Here is a 23523-nt window from a genome sequence, read left to right as displayed (position 1 = left end):
CCTACAGGGGCCGCGCCGAACTGGAAATTGGCGCTAATCCTGTGGGTGCGGGCTTGCCCGCGAAGAGGCCAGATCTGACATAACCCCCAAGGCTCAACCCGCCCCATGCTGCTGATCATCCGGTTGACGCAACAAGGCCTCGAAACTGTCCTTGTCCACCGGCCGGCTCAAGTAATAGCCCTGCACTTCATGGCAGCGCTCCTTGCCCAGCGCCTTGAGCTGTTGCTCGGTCTCCACCCCTTCCGCGGTGACCGTCAAACCCATCGCCTTGCCCAGGTTGATGATCGCCTGCACTACCGCGCGGTCATTGCCGTTTTGGCTGTTCAGCCCGGCAATGAACCGCTTGTCGATCTTGATGCTGTCGAACGGATAGGTGCGCAGATAACCCAGCGATGAATAGCCGGTGCCAAAATCATCCATGTTCAGCCGCACGCCCAACTCCTTGAGCGCGAGCATCGTGCCTAGCGCCCCTTCGATGTCGTTGAGCATGACATTCTCGGTAATCTCCAGCTCCAGACGTTGCGCCGGGAAGCCGGTCTCCAACAGGATATCGCGCACATCGGCGACCACGTCACTGCGCGAGAACTGCGCCGGAGACAGATTGACCGAAACCAGCAGCGCCTGCGGCCAGTCGCGAGCGGTGCTGCAGGCTTCGCGCAGGACCCAGCGGCCGAGTGCGGCAATCAGGTCGCTTTGTTCGGCCAGCGGGATGAAGATGTCCGGGCCAAGCAAGCCTTCCTGCGGGTGCTGCCAACGCACCAAGGCTTCCACGGAAACGATGCGCAGATCGTCCAGGCGGTAGCGCGGCTGATAATGCAGGACGAACTCATTGTGCTTGAGCGCTCGGCGCAGGTCGTTTTCCAGCTGCCGGCGGTACTGGATCTGCTGGCTCATTTCCGGCGAGAAGTAGCGCCAGCTGTTCTTGCCGTCGGCTTTGGCCTGATACAGGGCAATGTCGGCGCAGCGGATCAGTTCGCCGGCATCGAACCCCTGCGATCGGGTCTGGGCTACCCCCAGGCTGGCGCCGATGTGCAGTTGTTGTTCTTCATAAGCGATGGGCCGTTGCAGCAGCTCGATCAGGCGCGCGCAGAGGCGGTCGATCTCGCTGCGATTGTCCATGCCGCTGAGGACCAGGACGAATTCATCACCGCCAAGCCGCGCCACCAGATCACCGTCGCGGGTGGTGTCGCGCAGGCGAGCAGCCACTTCCTGCAATACCGCATCGCCTGCCGGATGGCCGAGCGAGTCGTTGATTGGCTTGAAGTTGTCCAGGTCCAGCAACAGTAAGGTCAGCGGCGGCGAGTCGCTGCCGCGCAGCAGGGCTTGCTCCAGATGACGCGACAGTTTGTTGCGGTTGGCCAAGCCCGTCAGGGCGTCATGCATGGACAGGTGCTGGATCCTGGCGTGGGCATCGACCTCGTCGGTGATGTCGCTGGCGGTCCCGCGAAAACCTGCCAGCTTGCCGGCATACACAATCGCACGTGCCGAGATCCGGCAGTAGCGGTTCTGCCCGGTGTGGTCGCGGTAGGCGCAGCGCAGGTTGGCCAACTGCTGTGGATCGGTGTCGGTCTGGGCGTCCAGCCAGGGTGACAGGGGCGTGGTGTCGCACGCCAGTAACTGGTTGAGCGGCTGGCCCAGCCAGTCCTCCACGCGATACCCGGTGACGCTGGCGAAGCGCTGCGAGAGATAGGTCAGGCGCTGGTGGCGATCGGTTTCCCAGATCCAGTCAGACGCCGCCTCGGCAACTGCGCGAAAGCGCTGCTCGCTGGCTTCCAGGGCCTGATTGCTCTGTTGCAGGCGTTGCAGGCTCAGGTCGATGGCCTGTGAGCTGCGCAACGCATGGCGAAACAGATAAAGCATCACCAGGCCCAGCACTACTAAAGCGCCGAGCAAGGGCGGCAGCACCGCCCAGAGCAACTGGCGGCCGGGTTGTGGGCTACTCCAGGCCAGGCGATAGCCGGTGTTGCCCAGGGTTATGCGCGGTTGGCCGTGGGCATCGCTGTTGACTGGCTCGACGCGCATGTCGCTCAAACCCGCACCCTGGCCGAGCTTGGTCAGCTTGGCTTCGGTCAGTTGGTCGACGAAAAGCATGATCGGCGCCTGGGCCACGTCGGCTTCTGAAACCTCTATGTCAGGGCGAATGGCGGCGGCAGTGAGTACTGCCGGCCAGCCGTTGAGCAAGACGAAATGAGTGATCTGCTCGCGTGCGGGGGCGGCTTTTCGCGCTTGGGCTATGATCGGCGCCAGGGCAGAGTCTATGTAGGCGCTGGCCGGCGATTGGCTTGGGCTGCCTTTAAATAGGGCATAGGTTGTGCGCTGGTCATCAATCACGAACACGCCTTCATAGCCGCTGGCGCTGAACAGCGATTCGCCGACGTTCTTCTCTTCGTACGCCCATTGCCAGTCGACCTCACCGCTCAGGTGCTGGTAGGCGGCGTCCCACACCGCGTAGCTGGAGAGAAACTGACGCGAGGCGAGCAGGCGCTGCTCCAGTGCTTGTGTGGCGTGGAAGGTGCTTTGATCCTGCTCTTGCTGATCCAGGGTGGCGGCGATATTGAACAGCGCCCCGAGCGTGACCAGCGCGGCCAGCAGAAACAGCGCAGAAAAGCCAAAGATCAAACGACGTACTTGCAGACGTGGAGCGGGGCTTGCGGGCGATAGGGCGACTGTCCTGTCCATGCGCGAGGCTACTCCTTGTAGAACTGCATCCCTCCCGCCGATGGCTTGAGGGAAGGTTCATTCAGGATAGGCCAGCCTGAGCGGTGCGCCGCCGCCACGATTGAAATTCACCTGGTCGCGGCCTTGATGCTTGGCTGCGTACAACGCTTTGTCGGCCTCTTCCAGCCAGTGTTCGGCAGACTTGAGCTCGGCATTGAACGCCGCCAGGCCGATGCTCAGGCTGATACGCAGCGCAGGCAACTGCGGGTTGCGGTAGGCATTGACCCGTTCACGCAGGCGCTCCATGGCCTGGCCGGCACGCGCTTCGTCGATATTCGGGAAGATCACGCAAAACTCGTCGCCGCCGTAGCGCCCGCCCAGGTCATCCTCGCGCAGGTTACGCCGCAGTTCCTGGCTCAGATGGCGCAGCACGCAGTCGCCGACCACATGACCGAAGGTATCGTTGATGGTTTTGAAGTGATCGATATCGATCAGGGCGATAACCGCGGGTAGCTGCTGCTGGCGACAGATCTGGAATTTGAGTAGCAGCAGGTCCTTCCACGAGCCATGGTTGAGCAGGCCAGTGAGGCTGTCGGTGCGGCTCAGGGCGCTGAGCTGGCGCTTGTGATCGGCCAGCTTGATTGCCAGCCGGTAGCACACCCAGCCCAATGCCAATGGGTAGAGAGTGAGCATCGGCAGGCAGGCGAAAACCTGCAAGGGGGTGGCTTGCAGCTGCAAGCCGGTACCGATTACCAGGCTGGCCAGCAGCATACCGACCAGTTGCGCCAGTAAACCGCGGATGACCATACGTTTACCGCCGGCGGCGACATTGTTCATGGCCATCATCGACAGGATGGTGACACTGGGCAGTGGATTGAAGTGGAAGGCAGCAGTCCAGAACCCGCCCATCAGCGAATCGAGCAACAAGTTGCGCTGTTCGGCCCGGTAGGGCGCTGCCGAGCGCATCGCCCACTGATAGGCCAGGTGTGGCCAAGCCACAGCGTTGACCAGCATCAGCACCCAGACCCAGGTCGGCGGCTGCAAGGGGGCCATCGCAGCCATCACGCAGAATAGGCCGATGCCCATGCCGAGGAACCGCGGCAGGTAGATGCGCCTGACGAATGAGAGTCCCTTGCCGCTGTTATTATCGATCATGGTCGTGGTTCTTCCGTGGGACGCCGTTTATCGCATAAATCGCGTGAATATTGTTCAACAGTGTTCGCTCGGCGAAAAATGACCTTACAAGCCAATTCACGGTTGATCCGATCACTGTGGGGTAACATGAACGCCTTGTTCCTGCTCGGAGTGCTTCTGTTCATGCTGCCCACGGCCTCTAACGCCGCTGACCCGGCGCACTACAGGGATGGACGATTCCACAATCAGGCGACGCTGCCCCAGGATGGGGCGATGAACAAACTGCGCATTGGCCTTAAGTACTTGTTGTTGCGCAAGCCGCCCGAGACCCGACCCGTTGCGCCCATCAGCCTGCTGCCGATGACCCGTCAGCAGGTGCTCGATGCGCCAGACCACAGCCTCTGGCGACTGGGGCATTCAACGGTACTGCTCAAGCTGCGTGGGCGCTTCTTTATTACCGACCCGGTTTTTGCCGAACGTGCCTCGCCGGTGCAATGGGCTGGGCCACTGCGTTTCCATGCGCCGCCCCTGGCGCTGAACGAAGTGCCAGCACTGGCCGCGGTGATTCTTTCGCACGATCATTTCGATCACCTCGATGAACAGGCCATTCGCCAACTGGCAGGGCGCACCGACAAGTTCCTTGCCCCGTTGGGCGTGGGCGACCGGCTGATCGACTGGGGTGTACCGAGTGAGAAAGTGCGTCAACTCGATTGGTGGCAAGAAACCGAGATAGGCGGCGTGCGTTTGGTGGCCACCCCGGCGCAGCATTTTTCTGGTCGCGGGCTGTTCGACAGCAATCGAACCCTGTGGGCCTCGTGGGTGATCATCGATGATGACCTGCGGCTGTTCTTCAGTGGTGATACCGGCTACTTCGACGGCTTTCGGCAGATCGGCGAACGCTATGGGCCGTTCAACCTGACCCTGATCGAGACCGGTGCGTATAACCTGGCCTGGCCGAATGTTCATATGCAGCCAGATCAGAGTTTGCAGGCACACCTGGATTTGCGCGGGCAGTGGTTGTTGCCGATCCACAACGGCACCTTTGATCTCTCCATCCATGGTTGGCAGGAACCGTTCGAGCGCATTCTGGCGTTGGCCGCGCAGGCGCAGGTAAAACTGAGTACGCCGCAGATGGGCGAGCGCATCAGCCTCGACTCACCGCATGCCGGGCAGAACTGGTGGCAGCCACGTCCGATACGCCAGCAGGGCAGGGCGGCGCAGCGCTCGGTGGCTTCACGCTGAAGATCAGATCTTCGGCTCCTGGCGGCGGCTTGTGGGCTTATTGCCTTCTTTAAGTAGCTGCGAAGGAGGCTTGCCGCTGTCGCTGCGGACTTGGGCGTGGCTTATGAGGGCGAAGATAAAGCTGCCGCCTATGATGTTACCGACCAGGGTGGGCAAGGCGAACTCCAGCCAGAAGGCCTGCCAGGTTTCATCTCCGGCCCATACCAGGTAGGACACTTCCACGGAGCCTACGACGATATGGGTGAAATCGCCCAACGCCATCAAGTAGGTAATCATCAGGATGATCCAGATCTTGGCGTTCTCCATGGCGGGGATCATCCAGACCATGGTGGCGATCATCCATCCGGAGACGATGCCCTTGGCGAACATCTGGCTGATGTCGTTCTTCATCACCTTGCGGCCCACTTCCAGAAACGCCACATCGGCCTTGCTGTCGAAGATCGGCAATTCGAGCATCACCCACGCTACTAATATAGTGCCGGCCAGATTACCCAGGAGAACCACGCTCCAGAGTCGCAGCAGCCGACCCAGGTTGGCCAGGGTGGGAGTGGTCATCAGCGGCAGCACGGCAGTCAGGGTGTTTTCGGTAAACAGTTGCTGGCGAGCCAGAATCACGGCCATGAACCCCGCGCTGTAGCCGATGCTGGCAATCACCTGGGCGCTATCGCCTTCGGGTAGGCGGGCATAGAACAAGCCCATCGCCATGAGCGATAGGCCCATGCTCAGGCCTGCGGCCAAGGCTGACCACCATAGCGCGGCGAGCGTGCGCTCAAGCTCTTGGTCGCCCTGGGCACGAATGATTTCGTGCAGAACCGCTGCTCGGGGCGGTTGGTTGTGGCTGATTTCCTGCTCTTCATCCGCCGACAGGCCTGGGGTCTTGTCGCTCTGCGCATCGCTCATGGCCGCTGTGCTCCGCTGGGTGGTTCTCTACAGATCCGTTGAGCTTCTATTTAGTTGCTCACAACCTTGATAACAGTCAGAAAGTTTTTTTAGATCAAGGTGTTGACTCAGATTTCAAACCGCGTATTATTCGCCTCCTCGCAGCGATGCACGCAGCGAGATGCAGCAAACGCTTGAGATCCACAGCGGTGAAAAAGGTAGTTGACAGCAGTTTGTAACGCTGTAGAATTCGCCTCCCGCTGCGAGAGATCGCAAGCGAGTCAAGTGTTTGAAGTTGAACGAGTTTCTCGCAAAATACTTCGAAATAAACGCTTGACAGACACAGAGGAAAGCGTAGAATGCGCGCCTCGGTTGAGACGAAAAGCTCTTAACCAAACGCTCTTTAACAAATTGAATCAAGCAATTCGTGTGGGTGCTTGTGAGTACGGTTTGATAGTCGCCAAGATTATCAGCATCACAAGTGGCCACATGAGCAATCATAGTAGTCATTTGAGATTGCTGAGCCAAGTTTAGGGTTTCTTAAAAACCCAAGCAGTATTGAACTGAAGAGTTTGATCATGGCTCAGATTGAACGCTGGCGGCAGGCCTAACACATGCAAGTCGAGCGGATGAGAAGAGCTTGCTCTTCGATTCAGCGGCGGACGGGTGAGTAATGCCTAGGAATCTGCCTGGTAGTGGGGGACAACGTTTCGAAAGGAACGCTAATACCGCATACGTCCTACGGGAGAAAGCAGGGGACCTTCGGGCCTTGCGCTATCAGATGAGCCTAGGTCGGATTAGCTAGTTGGTGAGGTAATGGCTCACCAAGGCGACGATCCGTAACTGGTCTGAGAGGATGATCAGTCACACTGGAACTGAGACACGGTCCAGACTCCTACGGGAGGCAGCAGTGGGGAATATTGGACAATGGGCGAAAGCCTGATCCAGCCATGCCGCGTGTGTGAAGAAGGTCTTCGGATTGTAAAGCACTTTAAGTTGGGAGGAAGGGCAGTAAGATAATACCTTGCTGTTTTGACGTTACCGACAGAATAAGCACCGGCTAACTCTGTGCCAGCAGCCGCGGTAATACAGAGGGTGCAAGCGTTAATCGGAATTACTGGGCGTAAAGCGCGCGTAGGTGGTTTGTTAAGTTGGATGTGAAAGCCCCGGGCTCAACCTGGGAACTGCATCCAAAACTGGCAAGCTAGAGTACGGTAGAGGGTGGTGGAATTTCCTGTGTAGCGGTGAAATGCGTAGATATAGGAAGGAACACCAGTGGCGAAGGCGACCACCTGGACTGATACTGACACTGAGGTGCGAAAGCGTGGGGAGCAAACAGGATTAGATACCCTGGTAGTCCACGCCGTAAACGATGTCAACTAGCCGTTGGAATCCTTGAGATTTTAGTGGCGCAGCTAACGCATTAAGTTGACCGCCTGGGGAGTACGGCCGCAAGGTTAAAACTCAAATGAATTGACGGGGGCCCGCACAAGCGGTGGAGCATGTGGTTTAATTCGAAGCAACGCGAAGAACCTTACCAGGCCTTGACATGCAGAGAACTTTCTAGAGATGGATTGGTGCCTTCGGGAACTCTGACACAGGTGCTGCATGGCTGTCGTCAGCTCGTGTCGTGAGATGTTGGGTTAAGTCCCGTAACGAGCGCAACCCTTGTCCTTAGTTACCAGCACGTTATGGTGGGCACTCTAAGGAGACTGCCGGTGACAAACCGGAGGAAGGTGGGGATGACGTCAAGTCATCATGGCCCTTACGGCCTGGGCTACACACGTGCTACAATGGTCGGTACAGAGGGTTGCCAAGCCGCGAGGTGGAGCTAATCTCACAAAACCGATCGTAGTCCGGATCGCAGTCTGCAACTCGACTGCGTGAAGTCGGAATCGCTAGTAATCGCGAATCAGAATGTCGCGGTGAATACGTTCCCGGGCCTTGTACACACCGCCCGTCACACCATGGGAGTGGGTTGCACCAGAAGTAGCTAGTCTAACCTTCGGGAGGACGGTTACCACGGTGTGATTCATGACTGGGGTGAAGTCGTAACAAGGTAGCCGTAGGGGAACCTGCGGCTGGATCACCTCCTTAATCGAAGACATCAGCCTGCTGATGAGCTCCCACACGAATTGCTTGATTCACTTGTATAAAGACGATGCTGTAACGCGACCCTGTTATAGGTCTGTAGCTCAGTTGGTTAGAGCGCACCCCTGATAAGGGTGAGGTCGGCAGTTCAAATCTGCCCAGACCTACCAATTACTTGGTGCAGCCTAGGTAATACGGGGCCATAGCTCAGCTGGGAGAGCGCCTGCCTTGCACGCAGGAGGTCAGCGGTTCGATCCCGCTTGGCTCCACCACTCTTTCAGGTTTCGCAGCACTGCTAGAACTTAGAAATGAGCATTCCAATGTGAATGTTGATTTCTGACTTTTGTCAGATCGTTCTTTAAAAATTCGGATATGTGATAGAAATAGACTGAACGCTGCTTTCACTGGCAGTGGATCAGGCTAAGGTAAAATTTGTGAATGCTCGCAAGAGCGAACGAATTTTCGGCGAATGTCGTCTTCACAGTATAACCAGATTGCTTGGGGTTATATGGTCAAGTGAAGAAGCGCATACGGTGGATGCCTTGGCAGTCAGAGGCGATGAAAGACGTGGTAGCCTGCGATAAGCTTTGGGGAGTCGGCAAACAGACTGTGATCCAGAGATCTCTGAATGGGGGAACCCACTCAGCATAAGCTGAGTATCTTGTACTGAATACATAGGTGCAAGAGGCGAACCAGGGGAACTGAAACATCTAAGTACCCTGAGGAAAAGAAATCAACCGAGATTCCCTTAGTAGTGGCGAGCGAACGGGGACCAGCCCTTAAGTTGGTTTGAGATTAGTGGAACGCTCTGGAAAGTGCGGCCATAGTGGGTGATAGCCCCGTACACGAAAATCTCTTATCAATGAAATCGAGTAGGACGGAGCACGAGAAACTTTGTCTGAACATGGGGGGACCATCCTCCAAGGCTAAATACTACTGACTGACCGATAGTGAACCAGTACCGTGAGGGAAAGGCGAAAAGAACCCCGGAGAGGGGAGTGAAATAGAACCTGAAACCGTATGCGTACAAGCAGTGGGAGCCTACTTTGTTAGGTGACTGCGTACCTTTTGTATAATGGGTCAGCGACTTATATTCAGTGGCGAGCTTAACCGAATAGGGGAGGCGTAGCGAAAGCGAGTCTTAATAGGGCGTTTAGTCGCTGGGTATAGACCCGAAACCGGGCGATCTATCCATGGGCAGGTTGAAGGTTAGGTAACACTGACTGGAGGACCGAACCGACTACCGTTGAAAAGTTAGCGGATGACCTGTGGATCGGAGTGAAAGGCTAATCAAGCTCGGAGATAGCTGGTTCTCCTCGAAAGCTATTTAGGTAGCGCCTCATGTATCACTGTAGGGGGTAGAGCACTGTTTCGGCTAGGGGGTCATCCCGACTTACCAAACCGATGCAAACTCCGAATACCTACAAGTGCCGAGCATGGGAGACACACGGCGGGTGCTAACGTCCGTCGTGAAAAGGGAAACAACCCAGACCGTCAGCTAAGGTCCCAAAGTCATGGTTAAGTGGGAAACGATGTGGGAAGGCTTAGACAGCTAGGAGGTTGGCTTAGAAGCAGCCACCCTTTAAAGAAAGCGTAATAGCTCACTAGTCGAGTCGGCCTGCGCGGAAGATGTAACGGGGCTCAAACCATGCACCGAAGCTACGGGTATCACCTTTTGGTGATGCGGTAGAGGAGCGTTCTGTAAGCCTGTGAAGGTGAGTTGAGAAGCTTGCTGGAGGTATCAGAAGTGCGAATGCTGACATGAGTAACGACAATGCGAGTGAAAAACTCGCACGCCGAAAGACCAAGGTTTCCTGCGCAACGTTAATCGACGCAGGGTTAGTCGGTCCCTAAGGCGAGGCTGAAAAGCGTAGTCGATGGAAAACAGGTTAATATTCCTGTACTTCCGATTGTTGCGATGGAGGGACGGAGAAGGCTAGGCCAGCTTGGCGTTGGTTGTCCAAGTTTAAGGTGGTAGGCTGAGATCTTAGGCAAATCCGGGATCTCAAGGCCGAGAGCTGATGACGAGTTGCCTTTAGGCGACGAAGTGGTTGATGCCATGCTTCCAAGAAAAGCTCCTAAGCTTCAGACAATCGGGAACCGTACCCCAAACCGACACAGGTGGTTAGGTAGAGAATACCAAGGCGCTTGAGAGAACTCGGGTGAAGGAACTAGGCAAAATGGCACCGTAACTTCGGGAGAAGGTGCGCCGGCGAAGGTGAAGGGCTTGCCCCGTAAGCTTTTGCTGGTCGAAGATACCAGGCCGCTGCGACTGTTTATTAAAAACACAGCACTCTGCAAACACGAAAGTGGACGTATAGGGTGTGACGCCTGCCCGGTGCCGGAAGGTTAATTGATGGGGTTAGCGCAAGCGAAGCTCTTGATCGAAGCCCCGGTAAACGGCGGCCGTAACTATAACGGTCCTAAGGTAGCGAAATTCCTTGTCGGGTAAGTTCCGACCTGCACGAATGGCGTAACGATGGCGGCGCTGTCTCCACCCGAGACTCAGTGAAATTGAAATCGCTGTGAAGATGCAGTGTATCCGCGGCTAGACGGAAAGACCCCGTGAACCTTTACTATAGCTTTGCACTGGACTTTGAATTTGCTTGTGTAGGATAGGTGGGAGGCTTTGAAGTGGGGACGCCAGTTCTCATGGAGCCATCCTTGAAATACCACCCTGGCAACTTTGAGGTTCTAACTCAGGTCCGTTATCCGGATCGAGGACAGTGTATGGTGGGTAGTTTGACTGGGGCGGTCTCCTCCCAAAGAGTAACGGAGGAGTACGAAGGTGCGCTCAGACCGGTCGGAAATCGGTCGTAGAGTATAAAGGCAAAAGCGCGCTTGACTGCGAGACCCACACGTCGAGCAGGTACGAAAGTAGGTCTTAGTGATCCGGTGGTTCTGTATGGAAGGGCCATCGCTCAACGGATAAAAGGTACTCCGGGGATAACAGGCTGATACCGCCCAAGAGTTCATATCGACGGCGGTGTTTGGCACCTCGATGTCGGCTCATCACATCCTGGGGCTGAAGCCGGTCCCAAGGGTATGGCTGTTCGCCATTTAAAGTGGTACGCGAGCTGGGTTTAGAACGTCGTGAGACAGTTCGGTCCCTATCTGCCGTGGACGTTTGAGATTTGAGAGGGGCTGCTCCTAGTACGAGAGGACCGGAGTGGACGAACCTCTGGTGTTCCGGTTGTCACGCCAGTGGCATTGCCGGGTAGCTATGTTCGGAAGAGATAACCGCTGAAAGCATCTAAGCGGGAAACTTGCCTCAAGATGAGATCTCACTGGGATCTTGAATCCCCTAAAGGGCCGTCGAAGACTACGACGTTGATAGGTTGGGTGTGTAAGCGCTGTGAGGCGTTGAGCTAACCAATACTAATTGCCCGTGAGGCTTGACCATATAACACCCAAGCAATTTGCTAGCGCGAATTGCGGTGGTGAAGACGAAAGACCCGAAAGTTCGTAATCACAACAATCGCATATCTGAATTCGCTGGGCTGTCCATCTGGACATTCTGGCTACAGAATTTCTTGACGACCATAGAGCATTGGAACCACCTGATCCCATCCCGAACTCAGTAGTGAAACGATGCATCGCCGATGGTAGTGTGGGGTTTCCCCATGTGAGAGTAGGTCATCGTCAAGATTCATTTCGCAAAACCCCTATCTGCGCGAGCAGGTAGGGGTTTTGTCTTTTCTGCCTTCCGCCAAATCAGCCTAATCGATACCTCATTCAGTTGAGACGAAGCATGCGTGGGAGCGGGCTTGCCCCGCGATAGAAACTGCCCCCCGCTCAACCCCTCCCGCCTTTCCCCCTCAAGCAAATGCATTTTGTCCGAACAAGCGCATCTCTCCTGCACGATAGGTGCGACAATATTGCAGTTCAATGACGTGACTTTCTCGCACATAGTCAGCGTCAAGACTTAGATTCGGGGGCACCTTCCGCCCGCGACAGACCGAAGTCAGTACACCGTGCTGACCGTCCTGGACGTCTCCACCGTCCTACTACTTGAGGTAACAAGCAAGATGGCTAAGGCCGCCGATGTCGTTGTGCAATGCCTGGAAAACGAAGGTGTCGAGTATGTGTTCGGCATTCCTGGTGAGGAGAATCTCGACCTGCTGGAGTCCCTGCGCAAGTCGAAGATCAAGCTGGTACTGACCCGCCACGAGCAGTCCGCAGGCTTCATGGCCGCCACCTATGGCCGCCTGACCGGCAAGACCGGCGTCAGCCTGTCGACCCTCGGCCCTGGCGCGACCAACCTGGTGACCGCCAGTGCCTACGCCTACCTGGGCGGTATGCCGATGATGATGATTACCGGCCAGAAGCCGATCAAGAAGTCCAAACAGGGCCGCTTCCAGATCATCGACGTGTGCGGCATGATGGCCCCCATCACCAAGTACACCCACCAGTTCGCCTCGGCCGACAACATCCCCGCGCGCATGCGTGAAGCTTTCCGTCTGGCTGAAGAAGAAAAACCGGGTGCCGTGCACCTGGAGCTGCCGGAAGACATCGCTGCCGAGCAGACTGATGCCATGCCCATCCCGCGTAGCCTGCACCGCCGTCCGCTGGCCGAGCATGTGGCCATCGAAGCCGCCATCGAGAAACTGCGCACCGCCCGCAGCCCGATCCTGGTAATCGGTGCCGGCGCCAACCGCAAGATGACCGCCAAGGTCCTCAAGCAACTGATCGACAAGACCGGCATTCCGTTCGTCACTACCCAGCTGGGCAAGGGTGTGGTTGACGAGCGCAGCCCACGCTTCCTGGGCAATGCTGCGCTGTCGTCCGGTGACTTCGTGCACCGCGCGATCGAGGCTGCCGACCTGATCATCAACATCGGCCACGACGTGATCGAAAAACCGCCGTTCTTCATGGTCCGTGGCGGCACTGAAGTCATTCACATCAGCTTCCGCTCCGCCGAAGTCGATGCCGTGTACTTCCCGCAGGTCGAAGTGATCGGTGACATCGCCAACGCTGTCTGGCAGATCGGCGAAGGCCTGGGCGATACCTCGCACTGGGACTTCACTCGCCTCATGGCGATTCGCGAAGCCAACGAAGTGCAGATCGCCGAAGGTGCCGACGACGATCGCTTCCCGGTCTACCCGCAGCGCCTGGTCGCCGACATCCGCCGCGTGCTGCCATCGGAAGGTATCGTGGCCCTGGACAACGGCATCTACAAGATCTGGTTCGCCCGTAACTACAAGGCGCACAAGCCCAACACCGTGCTGCTCGACAACGCCCTGGCGACCATGGGCGCCGGCCTGCCATCGGCCATGGCGGCGCACTTGGTCTACCCAGATCGCCCAGTGATTTCGGTGTGCGGCGATGGCGGCTTCATGATGAACAGCCAAGAGCTGGAAACCGCAGTGCGCTTAGGGATGCACATCACCGTGGTGATCCTGCGTGACGACGGTTATGGCATGATCCGTTGGAAGCAGGCCAACATGGGCTTCACCGATTTCGGCCTGGACTATGGCAACCCGGACTTCGTCAAATACGCCGAAGCCTATGGTGCCAACGGCCACCGTGTAGAAAGCGCCGAAGGCTTCCTGCCGCTGCTCGAGCACTGCATCAAGACCCCAGGCGTGCACGTGATCGACTGCCCGGTCGACTACTCGGAGAACGACCGTATCCTCAACAGCGAGCTGCGTGAGCGCGCGCTGGCGGTCTAAACGCTGATGCTTCTATCGCAGGTCAAGCCCGCTCCCACAGAGCCAATTCAGGCCTTGTGGGAGCAGCTTGACCCGCGATGAGGCCAGCCCAGACAACACCTCTGTGCTTCACCTGATCATGTGCTAGGGTGCACCCAAACTCCTTACCCAGGACACCCAGACTCATGCTTCCCCGCCTCAATGACAAAGAACTCGCCCGCCTCGAAGACCTGCTGATCACCTACGGCAACGACTTCTCCGTGCTCAACCTGGCCGAGCTCAATGGTTTCTTTACCGCGCTTGCCAGCTCGCCAACCACCGTCACCCCGGAAAAATGGTTACCCGCCGTCAGCGGCGGCAAAGTGCCTAAGTTCAAACGTCCCGCTCATGAAGAGGCCTACACCGCACTGATGCTGCGTTACTGCAATGACGTAGCCGCCGAGCTGGCCGAGCAGTTGGAGCACTTCGAGCCGTTGTTCGAAGAGAACGAGGGCGAGGAAGGGCCGGCGATCATTCTCGAAGAGTGGTGCTTTGGCTACATGCGTGGCACCCAGGTCGCCCAGTGGGACGCACTGCCACCGGAGCAGGATGCACTGCTCAAGGCGATCTCCTTGCATGGCCTGGAAGATAACTTCGAGTTGCTCGACTCGATGAGCTTCGATGAGCTGCAAGCCTGCGTGCCGCTGGTTATCGATGCCGCGCGTGGCTTGTATCGCTACCAGAAGCAGCAGCGCCACTGACTTATTCGCGCAGCGCCATTCGCGCCATGGCCGTGAATGGCTCGCTAATGATTATTTCGTTTGGCGAAATTATGGATTGCCCCTTGCACTGATTCTGTTGCCAGCAGATTAGGCGCAGCATGTGTTCCACAGCCTAACCCGCCTGGAGCGCAATCATGTCGACCGCCATCAAACTGTACAACTTCCCGAAATCTGGCCATGCCCATCGCATCGAGCTAATGCTCTCGCTGCTCAACCTGCCCACCGAACTGGTGTTGGTTGATCTGGCCAAGGGCGCGCACAAGCAGCCCGAGTTCCTGGCCATCAACCCGTTCGGCCAAGTGCCGGTGATTGACGACAACGGTACGGTGATCGCCGATTCCAATGCCATCCTCGTGTATCTGGCCAAGACCTACGGCCAGGGCCGCTGGCTGCCCGAGCAAGCACACGCGGCCGCCCAAGTGCAACGCTGGCTGTCAGTGGCTGCCGGGCCGGTCGCCTATGGCCCTGCAGCTGCGCGGTTGGTGACTGTTTTCGGCGCCACGTTCAATACCGAGGAAGTCATCGCACGTGCCCACACGCTGCTGACAGTGATGGACCGTGAACTGGCCAAGTCGCCATTCCTGGTCGGGGATACGCCCACCATCGCTGATATCGCCAACTACTCCTACATCGCCCACGCGCCGGAGGGCAATGTGTCGCTGGAGCCTTACGCTAACGTCCGTGCCTGGTTGGCGCGCATCGAGGCGCTGCCCGGATTCGTAGCGATGCCACGCACCGCCGTGGGCCTGCAAAGCGCAGATTGATCGCCACCCAACGCTGCGAGGTATTCCACCATGCGCGCACACCATCGAACTTCGCCCTGGCACCCCGGCGAAAAAAGCCTGCAGGAAAAGGTCGGCGTCGCCGAGCGCATGGAGCAGTTCGGGCAAAAGGTCATTCGCGACTACATGCCCGATCAGCATCGCCAGTTCTACCATCAGTTGCCGTTCATGGTGGCCGGCACGGTAGATGCCCAGGGCAGGCCTTGGGCGACCCTGCTCGAAGGCCCAGAAGGCTTCGTCACCTCACCCGAACCCCGCCAGCTGGTGATATCCGCTACACCGGCAGCTGATGATCCTGCTGCATCAGGTATTGCGGCAGGCCAATCGATCGGCTTGCTGGGCATCGAGCTGCACACCCGGCGACGCAATCGGATCAATGGCCAGATCAGCCTGGGCGCAGCGGGACAGCTGCTGGTTGAAGTGGAGCAATCGTTCGGCAACTGCCCGCAGTACATCCAGTTGCGTGACTACCGACGAGTCGACGAACCTGCAATGCCGCGTGAGGATTCGACGATATTGGATGCTCGGGCGACTGCGATGATCGAGTCGGCCGACACCTTTTTTGTCGCAAGCTACGTCGATCACGACGACGCTCAGCGTTCGGTGGATGTCTCGCACCGCGGAGGTCGCGCAGGCTTCATCAAGGTCGAGGGCAATCGCCTAACCATCCCCGATTATGCCGGCAACCTGCATTTCAACACCCTTGGCAATTTGCTGCTCAATCCACGGGCCGGGCTGCTATTCGTCGATTTTGCCAGTGGTGATGTGCTGCAGCTTTCAGGTCGCACCGAGCTAATTCTGCAGAGCCCGGCCATAGCCGCTTTCGAAGGTGCCGAGCGGCTCTGGACGCTTGAAATCGAGCAAGTGGTGCTGCGCCCAGCTGGCGTGTCGCTGCGTTGGGCGTTCGAGGAGTATGCGCCGACCAGCCTGATGACTGGCACCTGGGCCGAGGCCGAGCAGCGCTTGAAACAGAGCAAGGTCCAACGAGAGTGGCAGGATTGGCGTGTGCTGCAGATAGCGCAAGAGAGCCGCGATATTCGCTCGTTCTATCTGCAACCACAGGACGGCTTGCCCGTTCCATTCGCCGCAGGTCAGCACATACCTGTGCGTGTTCGCCTGGGCGAGGATTCAGTGGTGCGTACCTACAGCCTGTCCAGTGCCCCCGCCGATGGCTATGTGCGTATCAGCGTCAGGGCGCAAGGCCCGGCATCGCGGCACTTGCATGAACAGGTTGCCGTGGGTGACCTGCTGCAGGTGCGCTTGCCGATGGGCAGTTTCAAGCTCGATAGCGACAGCCCGCGCCCGGTCGTGCTGATTGGCGCGGGCGTGGGGATCACCCCGCTCTGGGCAATGCTGCGCGAGCAGCTGACGCGCAATCCCAGCCGACCTATCCATCTGTTCCAAGGCGCTCGAAGCCTGGCTGAGTTGCCATTCCAGCAGGAACTGGCTGCGCTGCGACAGGCCAATAGTGCGCTGAGCGTGCACCGAGCCCTGAGCCAGCCGGAAGCGCATGCGCAACAGGGACGCGATTACGAGCTCACGGGGCGCCTGGGTATTGAGCAGATCAAGAGTCGCCTGGCCTTGGATGACTACGACTTCTATCTGTGTGGCCCCCCTGGTTTCACCCAGGATATCTACGACGGACTACGTACTGTAAACGTGCCGGATCATCGCCTGCATGCCGAGGCTTTCGGACCTTCAACGCTCAAACGCCACGGCGATGCCGCGCAGCCGCCCCTGGTGCAGCCGCCCGCAGCCAGTGTGCCAGTGCCGGTGTATTTCGCCGGTTCCGCCAAGGAGGCACGCTGGACACCTGACAGCGGCAGCTTGTTGGAACTGGCGGAGAATCGTGGTCTGTCACCGGACTTCAGTTGCCGGGGCGGTTCGTGTGGCAGCTGCAAGACCCGTTTGCTCAGTGGCCAGGTGCATTACCCGAATCCACCGGCAGAACTGCCGGAAAGCGGCTCAGTGTTGATCTGCTGCGCAGTTCCAGCCCAGCTAGAGGGGGACAGTGCTCAACCGTTGGTACTGGATCTATAGATCGCCGCACTTGTGCAAGCGTGTTGCCCCCGCGAATAATCGCCCCACGACAACCACGGGGGCGCGGCATGGATCAGATCCACCTGATGAAGGTGTTGGTGGCCGTCGGCGAGCTGGAGAGCTTTGCTGGCGCCGCCCGCCGTCTGGGCATCTCGCCCGCGGCGGTGACCCGCGCAATCAGCACGCTGGAGGAAACCCTCGGGGTCAAACTGCTGCTGCGCACCACCCGCAGTGTGCGCCTGACTGAAGCGGGCAGCCGCTATCTGGAAGACACCCGCAACATTCTCGCCAGCATCGTCGAAGCCAACGAAGCCGCCGCCGGGGTCAATGCAGCGCCCAAGGGCAATCTCTCGGTGACCGCGCCGCTATTGTTCGGCAAAGCCTTCGTCATGCCTTGCATCGTCGACTACCTGCGGGCCTACCCGCAGGTTGATGTGTCGGCGTATTTTCTCGATCGGGTGGTCAACCTGGTGGAGGAGGGCATGGACGTTGCGGTGCGCATCGGCCCGCTGCCCGACTCGGGCCTCAAGGCCTTGTACGTCGGCCAGGTGCGCCGGTTGTTGTGCGCCTCGCCGGAGTACCTCGACCGCCACGGCGTGCCGCAGCATCCGAGTGAGTTGGTGCAGCATACCGTGATCGCTGCCAGCGGCGTGTCACCGCGACTGGATTGGAAGTTCGGGCCGGCCCATGAACCGATCCAGGTTCGGCTCAAGCCGCGCCTGACCGTTACCAGCAATGACGCAGCCATCGTGGCCGCCAGCGCTGGCCTGGGGATCGCCCGGCTGCTGTCCTATCAGGTGGCGGGCGATCTGGCTGCCGGTCGTTTGCAGGTGGTGCTGGAAGCGTACGAAGAGGCGCCTTGGCCGATTCATGTGCTGCACCGGGAGAGCAAGTACGGCTCGGCCAAGGTACGTGCCTTCATCGATAGGCTGGCGCAGCAGTTGCGGGCGCATCGGTATCTGAATTGAGTGGATTTGAATCAGGGCAGACCAATCAAGCGCTCACAAAAAAGGCTGCCCATTGGGCAGCCCTTTCCAGTTTAAGCGGGAAGATCAGTCCCAGCTCAACGCCCCACCCGTCTGATACTCGATCACGCGCGTCTCAAAGAAGTTCTTCTCCTTCTTCAAGTCCATGATCTCGCTCATCCAAGGGAACGGGTTGGTGGTACCTGGGTATTCTTCCTTCAGACCAATCTGGGTCAGGCGACGGTTTGCGATGAACTTGAGGTAGTCCTCCATCATCGCGGCGTTCATGCCCAGTACGCCGCGTGGCATGGTGTCACGGGCGTATTCGATCTCCAGCTGAGTCCCTTGCAGGATCATCTGGGTGGCTTCTTCCTTCATCGAGGCATCCCACAGGTGCGGGTTCTCGATCTTGATCTGGTTGATCACGTCGATGCCGAAGTTCAGGTGCATCGACTCGTCACGCAGGATGTACTGGAACTGCTCGGCAACGCCGGTCATCTTGTTGCGGCGACCCATCGACAGGATCTGGGTGAAGCCGCAGTAGAAGAAGATGCCTTCCAGTACGCAGTAGTAGGCGATCAGGTTGCGCAGCAATTCTTTGTCGGTCTCTGGGGTGCCGGTGTTGAACTCCGGATCCGAGATCGCGCGGGTGTACTTCAGGCCCCAGGCGGCCTTTTTCGCCACCGATGGGATCTCGTGGTACATGTTGAAGATCTCGCCTTCATCCATGCCCAGCGACTCGATGCAGTACTGGTAGGCGTGGGTGTGGATCGCCTCTTCGAAGGCTTGGCGCAGGATGTACTGGCGGCACTCCGGGTTGGTGATCAGGCGGTACACGGCCAGCGCCAGGTTGTTGGCAACCAGCGAGTCAGCGGTGGAGAAGAAGCCCAGGTTACGCATGACGATGCGGCGCTCGTCTTCGGTCAGGCCGTCCTGGCTCTTCCACAGGGCGATGTCGGCGGTCATGTTGACCTCTTGCGGCATCCAGTGGTTGGCGCAGCCGTCGAGGTACTTCTGCCAGGCCCAGTCGTACTTGAACGGTACCAGCTGGTTGAGGTCGGCGCGGCAGTTGATCATGCGCTTCTCGTCAACCGCAACGCGGGCCGAGGAGCCTTCCAGTTCAGCCAGGCCTTCGGCGATGTCCAGGTCGTTCAGGGCAGCCTTGGCGCGCTTGACCGCCTCGGAGTCAGAAGCGGTAGCGGCACGCGCTTCCAGGGCGGCGGCGCCACCGGCGCTGTCGAGCTTGTCGAGGGTAGCGGCGGCGTTGGCCTGCGCGGGGGTGCTGCCTTTGGCGGCGACTTCGCCGTCTTCTTTATCGAATTCGTCCCAGCTCAGCATGGTCCTGGCTCCTGCTAGAGGGTTGCGCGGGGCAACCGGTTGGATTTGAGGTGATGCCTGTACTACGCAAGGCCCATAAGGCAATACGGCGGGCAGTGAGAGCTCGCTCTCGTCACATTTGAAATTGTCGGGTCAGCGCTTGGCCTGTCCTCGAACGAGGGGCCAGGACGCCTGAAAACAGTGTGGCAACGACAAAACATGCGGTCTGGCCAAGCGGGGCTTGTGTCACGCAGTCGATCATTGGCTCAACCCTTTTTTGGGGGGCGAAGTATAACGGAATTCGCAGGCGATCGGAGCGACGCTGGGCCGGTCTGCGGTAATTTTTCGACCGGTACAGGGCGATTCCGTTCACGAATAACGCGTCGTTTCACGGGGAAGGAGTGTAGCCGAAAAATCGCTAGATGTGGTGTTTGGTTATTGGATTTGGCACAAAATATTGTGTTTTAAGCGAGGAGAGAGGAGGGGCGGGAGGCTGTGCGCCTCCCGCGATCGGGGGCTAGCCGCACTTCTTGCGAAGCGTTTCGACGATGTGGGTCTTAGGGTTGTCGCGCGCTTCTTCGACCGTGGTGAAGCGGCCGGTTGCAGCATTGCGGCCAATCCTGCGAGTGATGGTTTTTTTTCGAGCCATGCTTGCCTTCCTCATTGGATGTGGGGGCCGATGCCGCCTGTGCGGTGTCGACACTCTTTTTTATCCATTGACGAAGGTTGGCAGGCAGCGGGTGATGATTCCCTGTCATGCCCCAGTACAGACAAAAATGCCGCAAGCGGCGCTCCTCAGAGCGCCCCTTGCGGCATCAGGCCTTACTGGCAGGCTTCGCAGTCAGGCTCGTCGATCGCGCAGGCCTTCGGCACAGGTGCTGGACCTGCGGCCTGGACCGGGGCGCTGTCGCCACCGCTGGAAACGGCGTTGAGCTTGCCGGTGTTGATGGTCGACTTCTCGGTGCTGGTCGCGGCCAGGGCACGGAGGTAGTAGGTGGTCTTCAGACCACGGTACCAGGCCATGCGGTAGGTCACGTCCAGCTTCTTGCCCGAAGCGCCAGCGATGTACAGGTTCAGCGACTGGGCCTGATCGATCCACTTCTGGCGACGCGAGGCGGCATCGACGATCCACTTGGTCTCGACTTCGAACGCGGTGGCGTAGAGGTCTTTGAGCTCTTGTGGGATGCGCTCGATCTGTTGGACCGAACCATCGTAGTACTTCAGGTCGTTGATCATCACCGAGTCCCACAGGCCGCGAGCCTTGAGGTCGCGAACCAGGTACGGGTTGATCACGGTGAATTCGCCCGAGAGGTTCGATTTCACGTACAGGTTCTGGTAGGTCGGCTCGATCGACTGCGATACGCCGGTGATGTTGGCGATGGTCGCGGTTGGCGCGATGGCCATGATGTTCGAGTTACGAATACCTTTTTGTACGCGGGCACGTACCGGCGCCCAGTCCAGGGTCTCGTTGAGGTCGACGTCAATGTACTTCTGGCCACGGGCCTCGATCAGGATCTGTTGCGAGTCCAGCGGCAGGATGCCTTTGGACCACAGCGAGCCCTGGAAGGTCTCGTAGGCGCCGCGCTCGTCGGCCAGGTCGCAAGAGGCCTGGATGGCGAAGTAGCTGACCGCTTCCATCGACTTGTCGGCGAACTCGACGGCGGCGTCGGAGCCGTAAGGGATGTGCTGCAGGTACAGTGCGTCCTGGAAGCCCATGATGCCCAGGCCGACCGGACGGTGCTTGAAGTTCGAGTTACGCGCTTGCGGCACCGAGTAGTAGTTGATGTCGATCACGTTGTCGAGCATGCGCACGGCGGTGTTCACGGTGCGTTGCAGCTTGGCGGTGTCCAGCTTGCCATCAACGATGTGGTTCGGCAGGTTGATCGAGCCCAGGTTGCAGACTGCGATCTCGTCCTTGTTGGTGTTCAGGGTGATCTCGGTGCACAGGTTCGAGCTGTGCACGACGCCCACGTGCTGCTGCGGCGAACGCAGGTTGCACGGGTCCTTGAAGGTCAGCCATGGGTGGCCGGTCTCGAACAGCATCGAGAGCATCTTGCGCCACAGGTCTTTGGCCTGGATGGTCTTGAACACCTTGATCTTGTTGTACTCGGTCAGGGCTTCGTAGTACTCGTAGCGCTCTTCGAAGGCCTTGCCGGTCAGGTCGTGCAGATCAGGTACTTCGTTCGGCGAGAACAGGGTCCACTTGCCGTCATCGAAGACACGCTTCATGAACAGGTCAGGGATCCAGTTGGCGGTGTTCATGTCGTGGGTACGACGACGGTCATCACCGGTGTTCTTGCGCAGTTCGATGAATTCTTCGATGTCCAGGTGCCAGGTTTCCAGGTAGGCACACACAGCGCCTTTGCGCTTGCCACCCTGGTTCACGGCGACGGCGGTGTCGTTGACCACTTTCAGGAACGGCACGACGCCCTGGGATTTACCGTTGGTGCCCTTGATGTAGGAGCCCAGTGCACGCACAGGGGTCCAGTCGTTGCCCAGGCCACCGGCGAATTTCGACAGCATGGCGTTGTCGTGGATCGCGTGGTAGATGCCCGACAGGTCGTCCGGCACGGTGGTCAGGTAGCAGCTCGACAGCTGTGGACGCAGGGTACCGGCGTTGAACAGGGTCGGGGTCGAAGCCATGTAGTCGAACGACGACAACAGGTTGTAGAACTCGATCGCGCGGGCTTCTTTGTCTTTCTCTTCCAGCGCCAGGCCCATTGCCACACGCATGAAGAACACCTGCGGCAGCTCGAAGCGCACGCCATCCTTGTGGATGAAGTAGCGGTCGTACAGGGTCTGCAGGCCCAGGTAGGTGAACTGCTGGTCACGCTCGTGGTTGATCGCCTTGCCCAGACGCTCCAGGTCGAAGTCGGCCAGGGCAGGGTTGAGCAGCTCGAACTCGATACCTTTGGCCACGTAGGCCGGCAGGGCCTTGGCGTACAGCTCGGCCATCTCGTGGTGAGTGGCGCTGTCGGCGACGCTGAGGAAGCCCAGGCCTTCGGCACGCAGGGTGTCCATCAGCAGGCGAGCGGTGACGAACGAGTAGTTCGGCTCACGCTCTACCAGGGTACGGGCGGTCATCACCAGGGCGGTGTTGACGTCCTTGATGGCGACGCCGTCGTACAGGTTCTTCAGGGTTTCGCGCTGGATCAGCTCGCCATCGACTTCGGCCAGGCCTTCGCAGGCTTCGCTGATGATGGTGTTCAGGCGGGCCATGTCCAGCGGCGCCTTGCTGCCGTCGGCCAGGGTGATGCGGATCGATGGGTGCGGCTCGACCACGGCATCGGTGTTGGCACGGGTAGCGCGCTCTTTGGCGCGCTGGTCGCGGTAGATCACGTAGTCGCGGGCAACTTTCTGCTCGCCGGCGCGCATCAGGGCCAGTTCGACCTGGTCCTGGATTTCTTCGATGTGGATGGTGCCGCCCGATGGCATGCGACGCTTGAAGGTGGCGGTGACCTGCTCGGTCAGGCGCGCAACGGTGTCGTGGATGCGCGACGAGGCGGCGGCAGTGCCGCCCTCAACTGCGAGGAACGCCTTGGTGATGGCCACGGTGATCTTGTCGTCGGTGTACGCGACGACAGTGCCATTGCGCTTGATCACGCGCAGTTGGCCAGGTGCGGTGGCAGCCAGATCCTGGTTCGAATCTGCGCCCTGCGGCACCTGGGCCTGCGGGTTCTCGCGAGTTGTGTCGGTTTGCATCGGTGGGTGTCTCCACAGTTTCTATATGTTCAGGCGCCTTTTGAGCGCCCACCGTTCCATCCACTAGCCTGGTGGCCCCGCGGGGATGCACACGCACGTGCATCCGCCCGCTCGGGCTTACCGACTTCGGGACAGACTCAGGAATAAGGGGCAATAGCTTGCCGCTCCCTGGCCGAAGTCAAAGGTTCTGGGCCGTGGCCCAAAAACTGTTGCTGTCGAGTGTCACCAGGCGATGCCTGCAACACCCATACCCGAACAAGACCGCTTGGACGGGCTTGCCTCGGTCGCCTCCGCAGGAGCG

At 58.8% G+C, this 23523-nt stretch carries 12 protein-coding genes, 2 tRNA genes and 3 rRNA genes; 11 read left to right on the top strand and 6 right to left on the bottom strand.

Annotated features, from left to right (window positions below; translation table 11 throughout):
* Positions 1–93: 93 nt before the first annotated feature.
* Both HU737_RS16290 and HU737_RS16285 read right to left on the bottom strand, forming a co-directional pair.
* On the bottom strand, positions 94–2679 hold the full coding sequence (locus tag HU737_RS16290) for a bifunctional diguanylate cyclase/phosphodiesterase (RefSeq protein ID WP_186557603.1): 2586 nt from the start codon (positions 2677–2679) through the stop codon (positions 94–96).
* 57 nt (positions 2680–2736) lie between these two features.
* Positions 2737–3813 carry a diguanylate cyclase gene (locus HU737_RS16285; RefSeq protein ID WP_186557604.1) on the bottom strand — a complete coding sequence of 359 codons (1077 nt, stop codon included), beginning with the start codon at positions 3811–3813 and terminating at the stop codon, positions 2737–2739.
* A gap of 126 nt (positions 3814–3939) precedes the next feature.
* Between HU737_RS16285 and HU737_RS16280 the strand changes: the two genes are divergently transcribed.
* Positions 3940–5034 carry an MBL fold metallo-hydrolase gene (locus tag HU737_RS16280; RefSeq protein ID WP_186557605.1) on the top strand — a complete coding sequence of 365 codons (1095 nt, stop codon included), beginning with the start codon at positions 3940–3942 and terminating at the stop codon, positions 5032–5034.
* Between the two features lie 3 nt (positions 5035–5037).
* Here the strand turns inward: HU737_RS16280 and HU737_RS16275 are convergent, their stop codons facing one another.
* Complete coding sequence (locus HU737_RS16275) at positions 5038–5934, bottom strand: formate/nitrite transporter family protein (protein WP_186557606.1); 897 nt, start codon at positions 5932–5934, stop codon at positions 5038–5040.
* A 539-nt stretch (positions 5935–6473) separates the two neighbouring features.
* Between HU737_RS16275 and HU737_RS16270 the strand changes: the two genes are divergently transcribed.
* From HU737_RS16270 to HU737_RS16225, 10 genes are all read left to right on the top strand, one after another.
* A 16S ribosomal RNA gene (locus HU737_RS16270) occupies positions 6474–8010 on the top strand.
* Between the two features lie 87 nt (positions 8011–8097).
* A tRNA-Ile gene (locus HU737_RS16265) sits at positions 8098–8174 on the top strand.
* 26 nt (positions 8175–8200) lie between these two features.
* Positions 8201–8276: transfer RNA gene (locus HU737_RS16260), tRNA-Ala, on the top strand.
* Positions 8277–8514: 238 nt separating this feature from the next.
* Positions 8515–11407 (top strand): 23S ribosomal RNA (locus tag HU737_RS16255).
* Between the two features lie 129 nt (positions 11408–11536).
* Positions 11537–11652, top strand: a 5S ribosomal RNA gene (gene rrf, locus HU737_RS16250).
* Together the 16S, 23S and 5S rRNA genes with 2 tRNA genes alongside form the textbook arrangement of a ribosomal RNA operon.
* Positions 11653–12032: 380 nt before the next feature.
* Positions 12033–13676 (top strand): acetolactate synthase large subunit, encoded by a 1644-nt coding sequence (locus tag HU737_RS16245; RefSeq protein WP_186554616.1) that lies wholly within the window; start codon positions 12033–12035, stop codon positions 13674–13676.
* Positions 13677–13840: 164 nt separating this feature from the next.
* On the top strand, positions 13841–14395 hold the full coding sequence (locus HU737_RS16240) for a UPF0149 family protein (protein WP_186554617.1): 555 nt from the start codon (positions 13841–13843) through the stop codon (positions 14393–14395).
* Positions 14396–14550: 155 nt separating this feature from the next.
* On the top strand, positions 14551–15180 hold the full coding sequence (locus tag HU737_RS16235) for a glutathione S-transferase family protein (protein WP_186554618.1): 630 nt from the start codon (positions 14551–14553) through the stop codon (positions 15178–15180).
* 30 nt (positions 15181–15210) lie between these two features.
* The gene (locus tag HU737_RS16230; protein WP_186554619.1) at positions 15211–17238 is read left to right on the top strand and encodes a pyridoxamine 5'-phosphate oxidase family protein; all 2028 of its coding nucleotides are present in this window, start codon (positions 15211–15213) and stop codon (positions 17236–17238) included.
* Between the two features lie 68 nt (positions 17239–17306).
* A complete protein-coding gene (locus HU737_RS16225) occupies positions 17307–18206 on the top strand; it encodes a LysR family transcriptional regulator (RefSeq protein ID WP_186554620.1) in 900 nt (299 codons plus the stop codon).
* A gap of 84 nt (positions 18207–18290) precedes the next feature.
* Here HU737_RS16225 and HU737_RS16220 read toward each other — a convergent pair whose 3' ends face one another.
* The 3 genes from HU737_RS16220 to HU737_RS16215 all read right to left on the bottom strand — a co-directional run bounded on the left by HU737_RS16220 (position 18291) and on the right by HU737_RS16215 (position 23222).
* Complete coding sequence (locus HU737_RS16220) at positions 18291–19541, bottom strand: ribonucleotide-diphosphate reductase subunit beta (RefSeq protein WP_186554621.1); 1251 nt, start codon at positions 19539–19541, stop codon at positions 18291–18293.
* 496 nt (positions 19542–20037) lie between these two features.
* Positions 20038–20169, bottom strand: coding sequence for a hypothetical protein (locus HU737_RS26355; RefSeq protein WP_264082861.1), 132 nt, complete (start codon positions 20167–20169; stop codon positions 20038–20040).
* A 173-nt stretch (positions 20170–20342) separates the two neighbouring features.
* Positions 20343–23222, bottom strand: coding sequence for a ribonucleoside-diphosphate reductase subunit alpha (locus tag HU737_RS16215; protein WP_186554622.1), 2880 nt, complete (start codon positions 23220–23222; stop codon positions 20343–20345).
* Positions 23223–23523: the final 301 nt, after the last annotated feature.

Source organism: Pseudomonas urmiensis, from assembly GCF_014268815.2.
In the GTDB taxonomy this organism is placed as follows: Bacteria; Pseudomonadota; Gammaproteobacteria; order Pseudomonadales; family Pseudomonadaceae; genus Aquipseudomonas; species Aquipseudomonas urmiensis.
The sequence above is the reverse complement of the archived record's forward strand: the minus strand, read 5'-3'. Positions and strand labels throughout refer to the sequence as shown.

Coding starts and splice junctions, on each gene's coding strand:
- HU737_RS26355 (WP_264082861.1), bottom strand. CDS start 20,169: ATGGCTCGAAAAAAAACCATCACTCGCAGGATTGGCCGCAATGCTGCA.
- HU737_RS16240 (WP_186554617.1), top strand. CDS start 13,841: ATGCTTCCCCGCCTCAATGACAAAGAACTCGCCCGCCTCGAAGACCTG.
- HU737_RS16235 (WP_186554618.1), top strand. CDS start 14,551: ATGTCGACCGCCATCAAACTGTACAACTTCCCGAAATCTGGCCATGCC.
- HU737_RS16285 (WP_186557604.1), bottom strand. CDS start 3,813: ATGATCGATAATAACAGCGGCAAGGGACTCTCATTCGTCAGGCGCATC.
- HU737_RS16215 (WP_186554622.1), bottom strand. CDS start 23,222: ATGCAAACCGACACAACTCGCGAGAACCCGCAGGCCCAGGTGCCGCAG.
- HU737_RS16275 (WP_186557606.1), bottom strand. CDS start 5,934: ATGAGCGATGCGCAGAGCGACAAGACCCCAGGCCTGTCGGCGGATGAA.
- HU737_RS16245 (WP_186554616.1), top strand. CDS start 12,033: ATGGCTAAGGCCGCCGATGTCGTTGTGCAATGCCTGGAAAACGAAGGT.
- HU737_RS16225 (WP_186554620.1), top strand. CDS start 17,307: ATGGATCAGATCCACCTGATGAAGGTGTTGGTGGCCGTCGGCGAGCTG.
- HU737_RS16230 (WP_186554619.1), top strand. CDS start 15,211: ATGCGCGCACACCATCGAACTTCGCCCTGGCACCCCGGCGAAAAAAGC.
- HU737_RS16280 (WP_186557605.1), top strand. CDS start 3,940: ATGAACGCCTTGTTCCTGCTCGGAGTGCTTCTGTTCATGCTGCCCACG.
- HU737_RS16220 (WP_186554621.1), bottom strand. CDS start 19,541: ATGCTGAGCTGGGACGAATTCGATAAAGAAGACGGCGAAGTCGCCGCC.
- HU737_RS16290 (WP_186557603.1), bottom strand. CDS start 2,679: ATGGACAGGACAGTCGCCCTATCGCCCGCAAGCCCCGCTCCACGTCTG.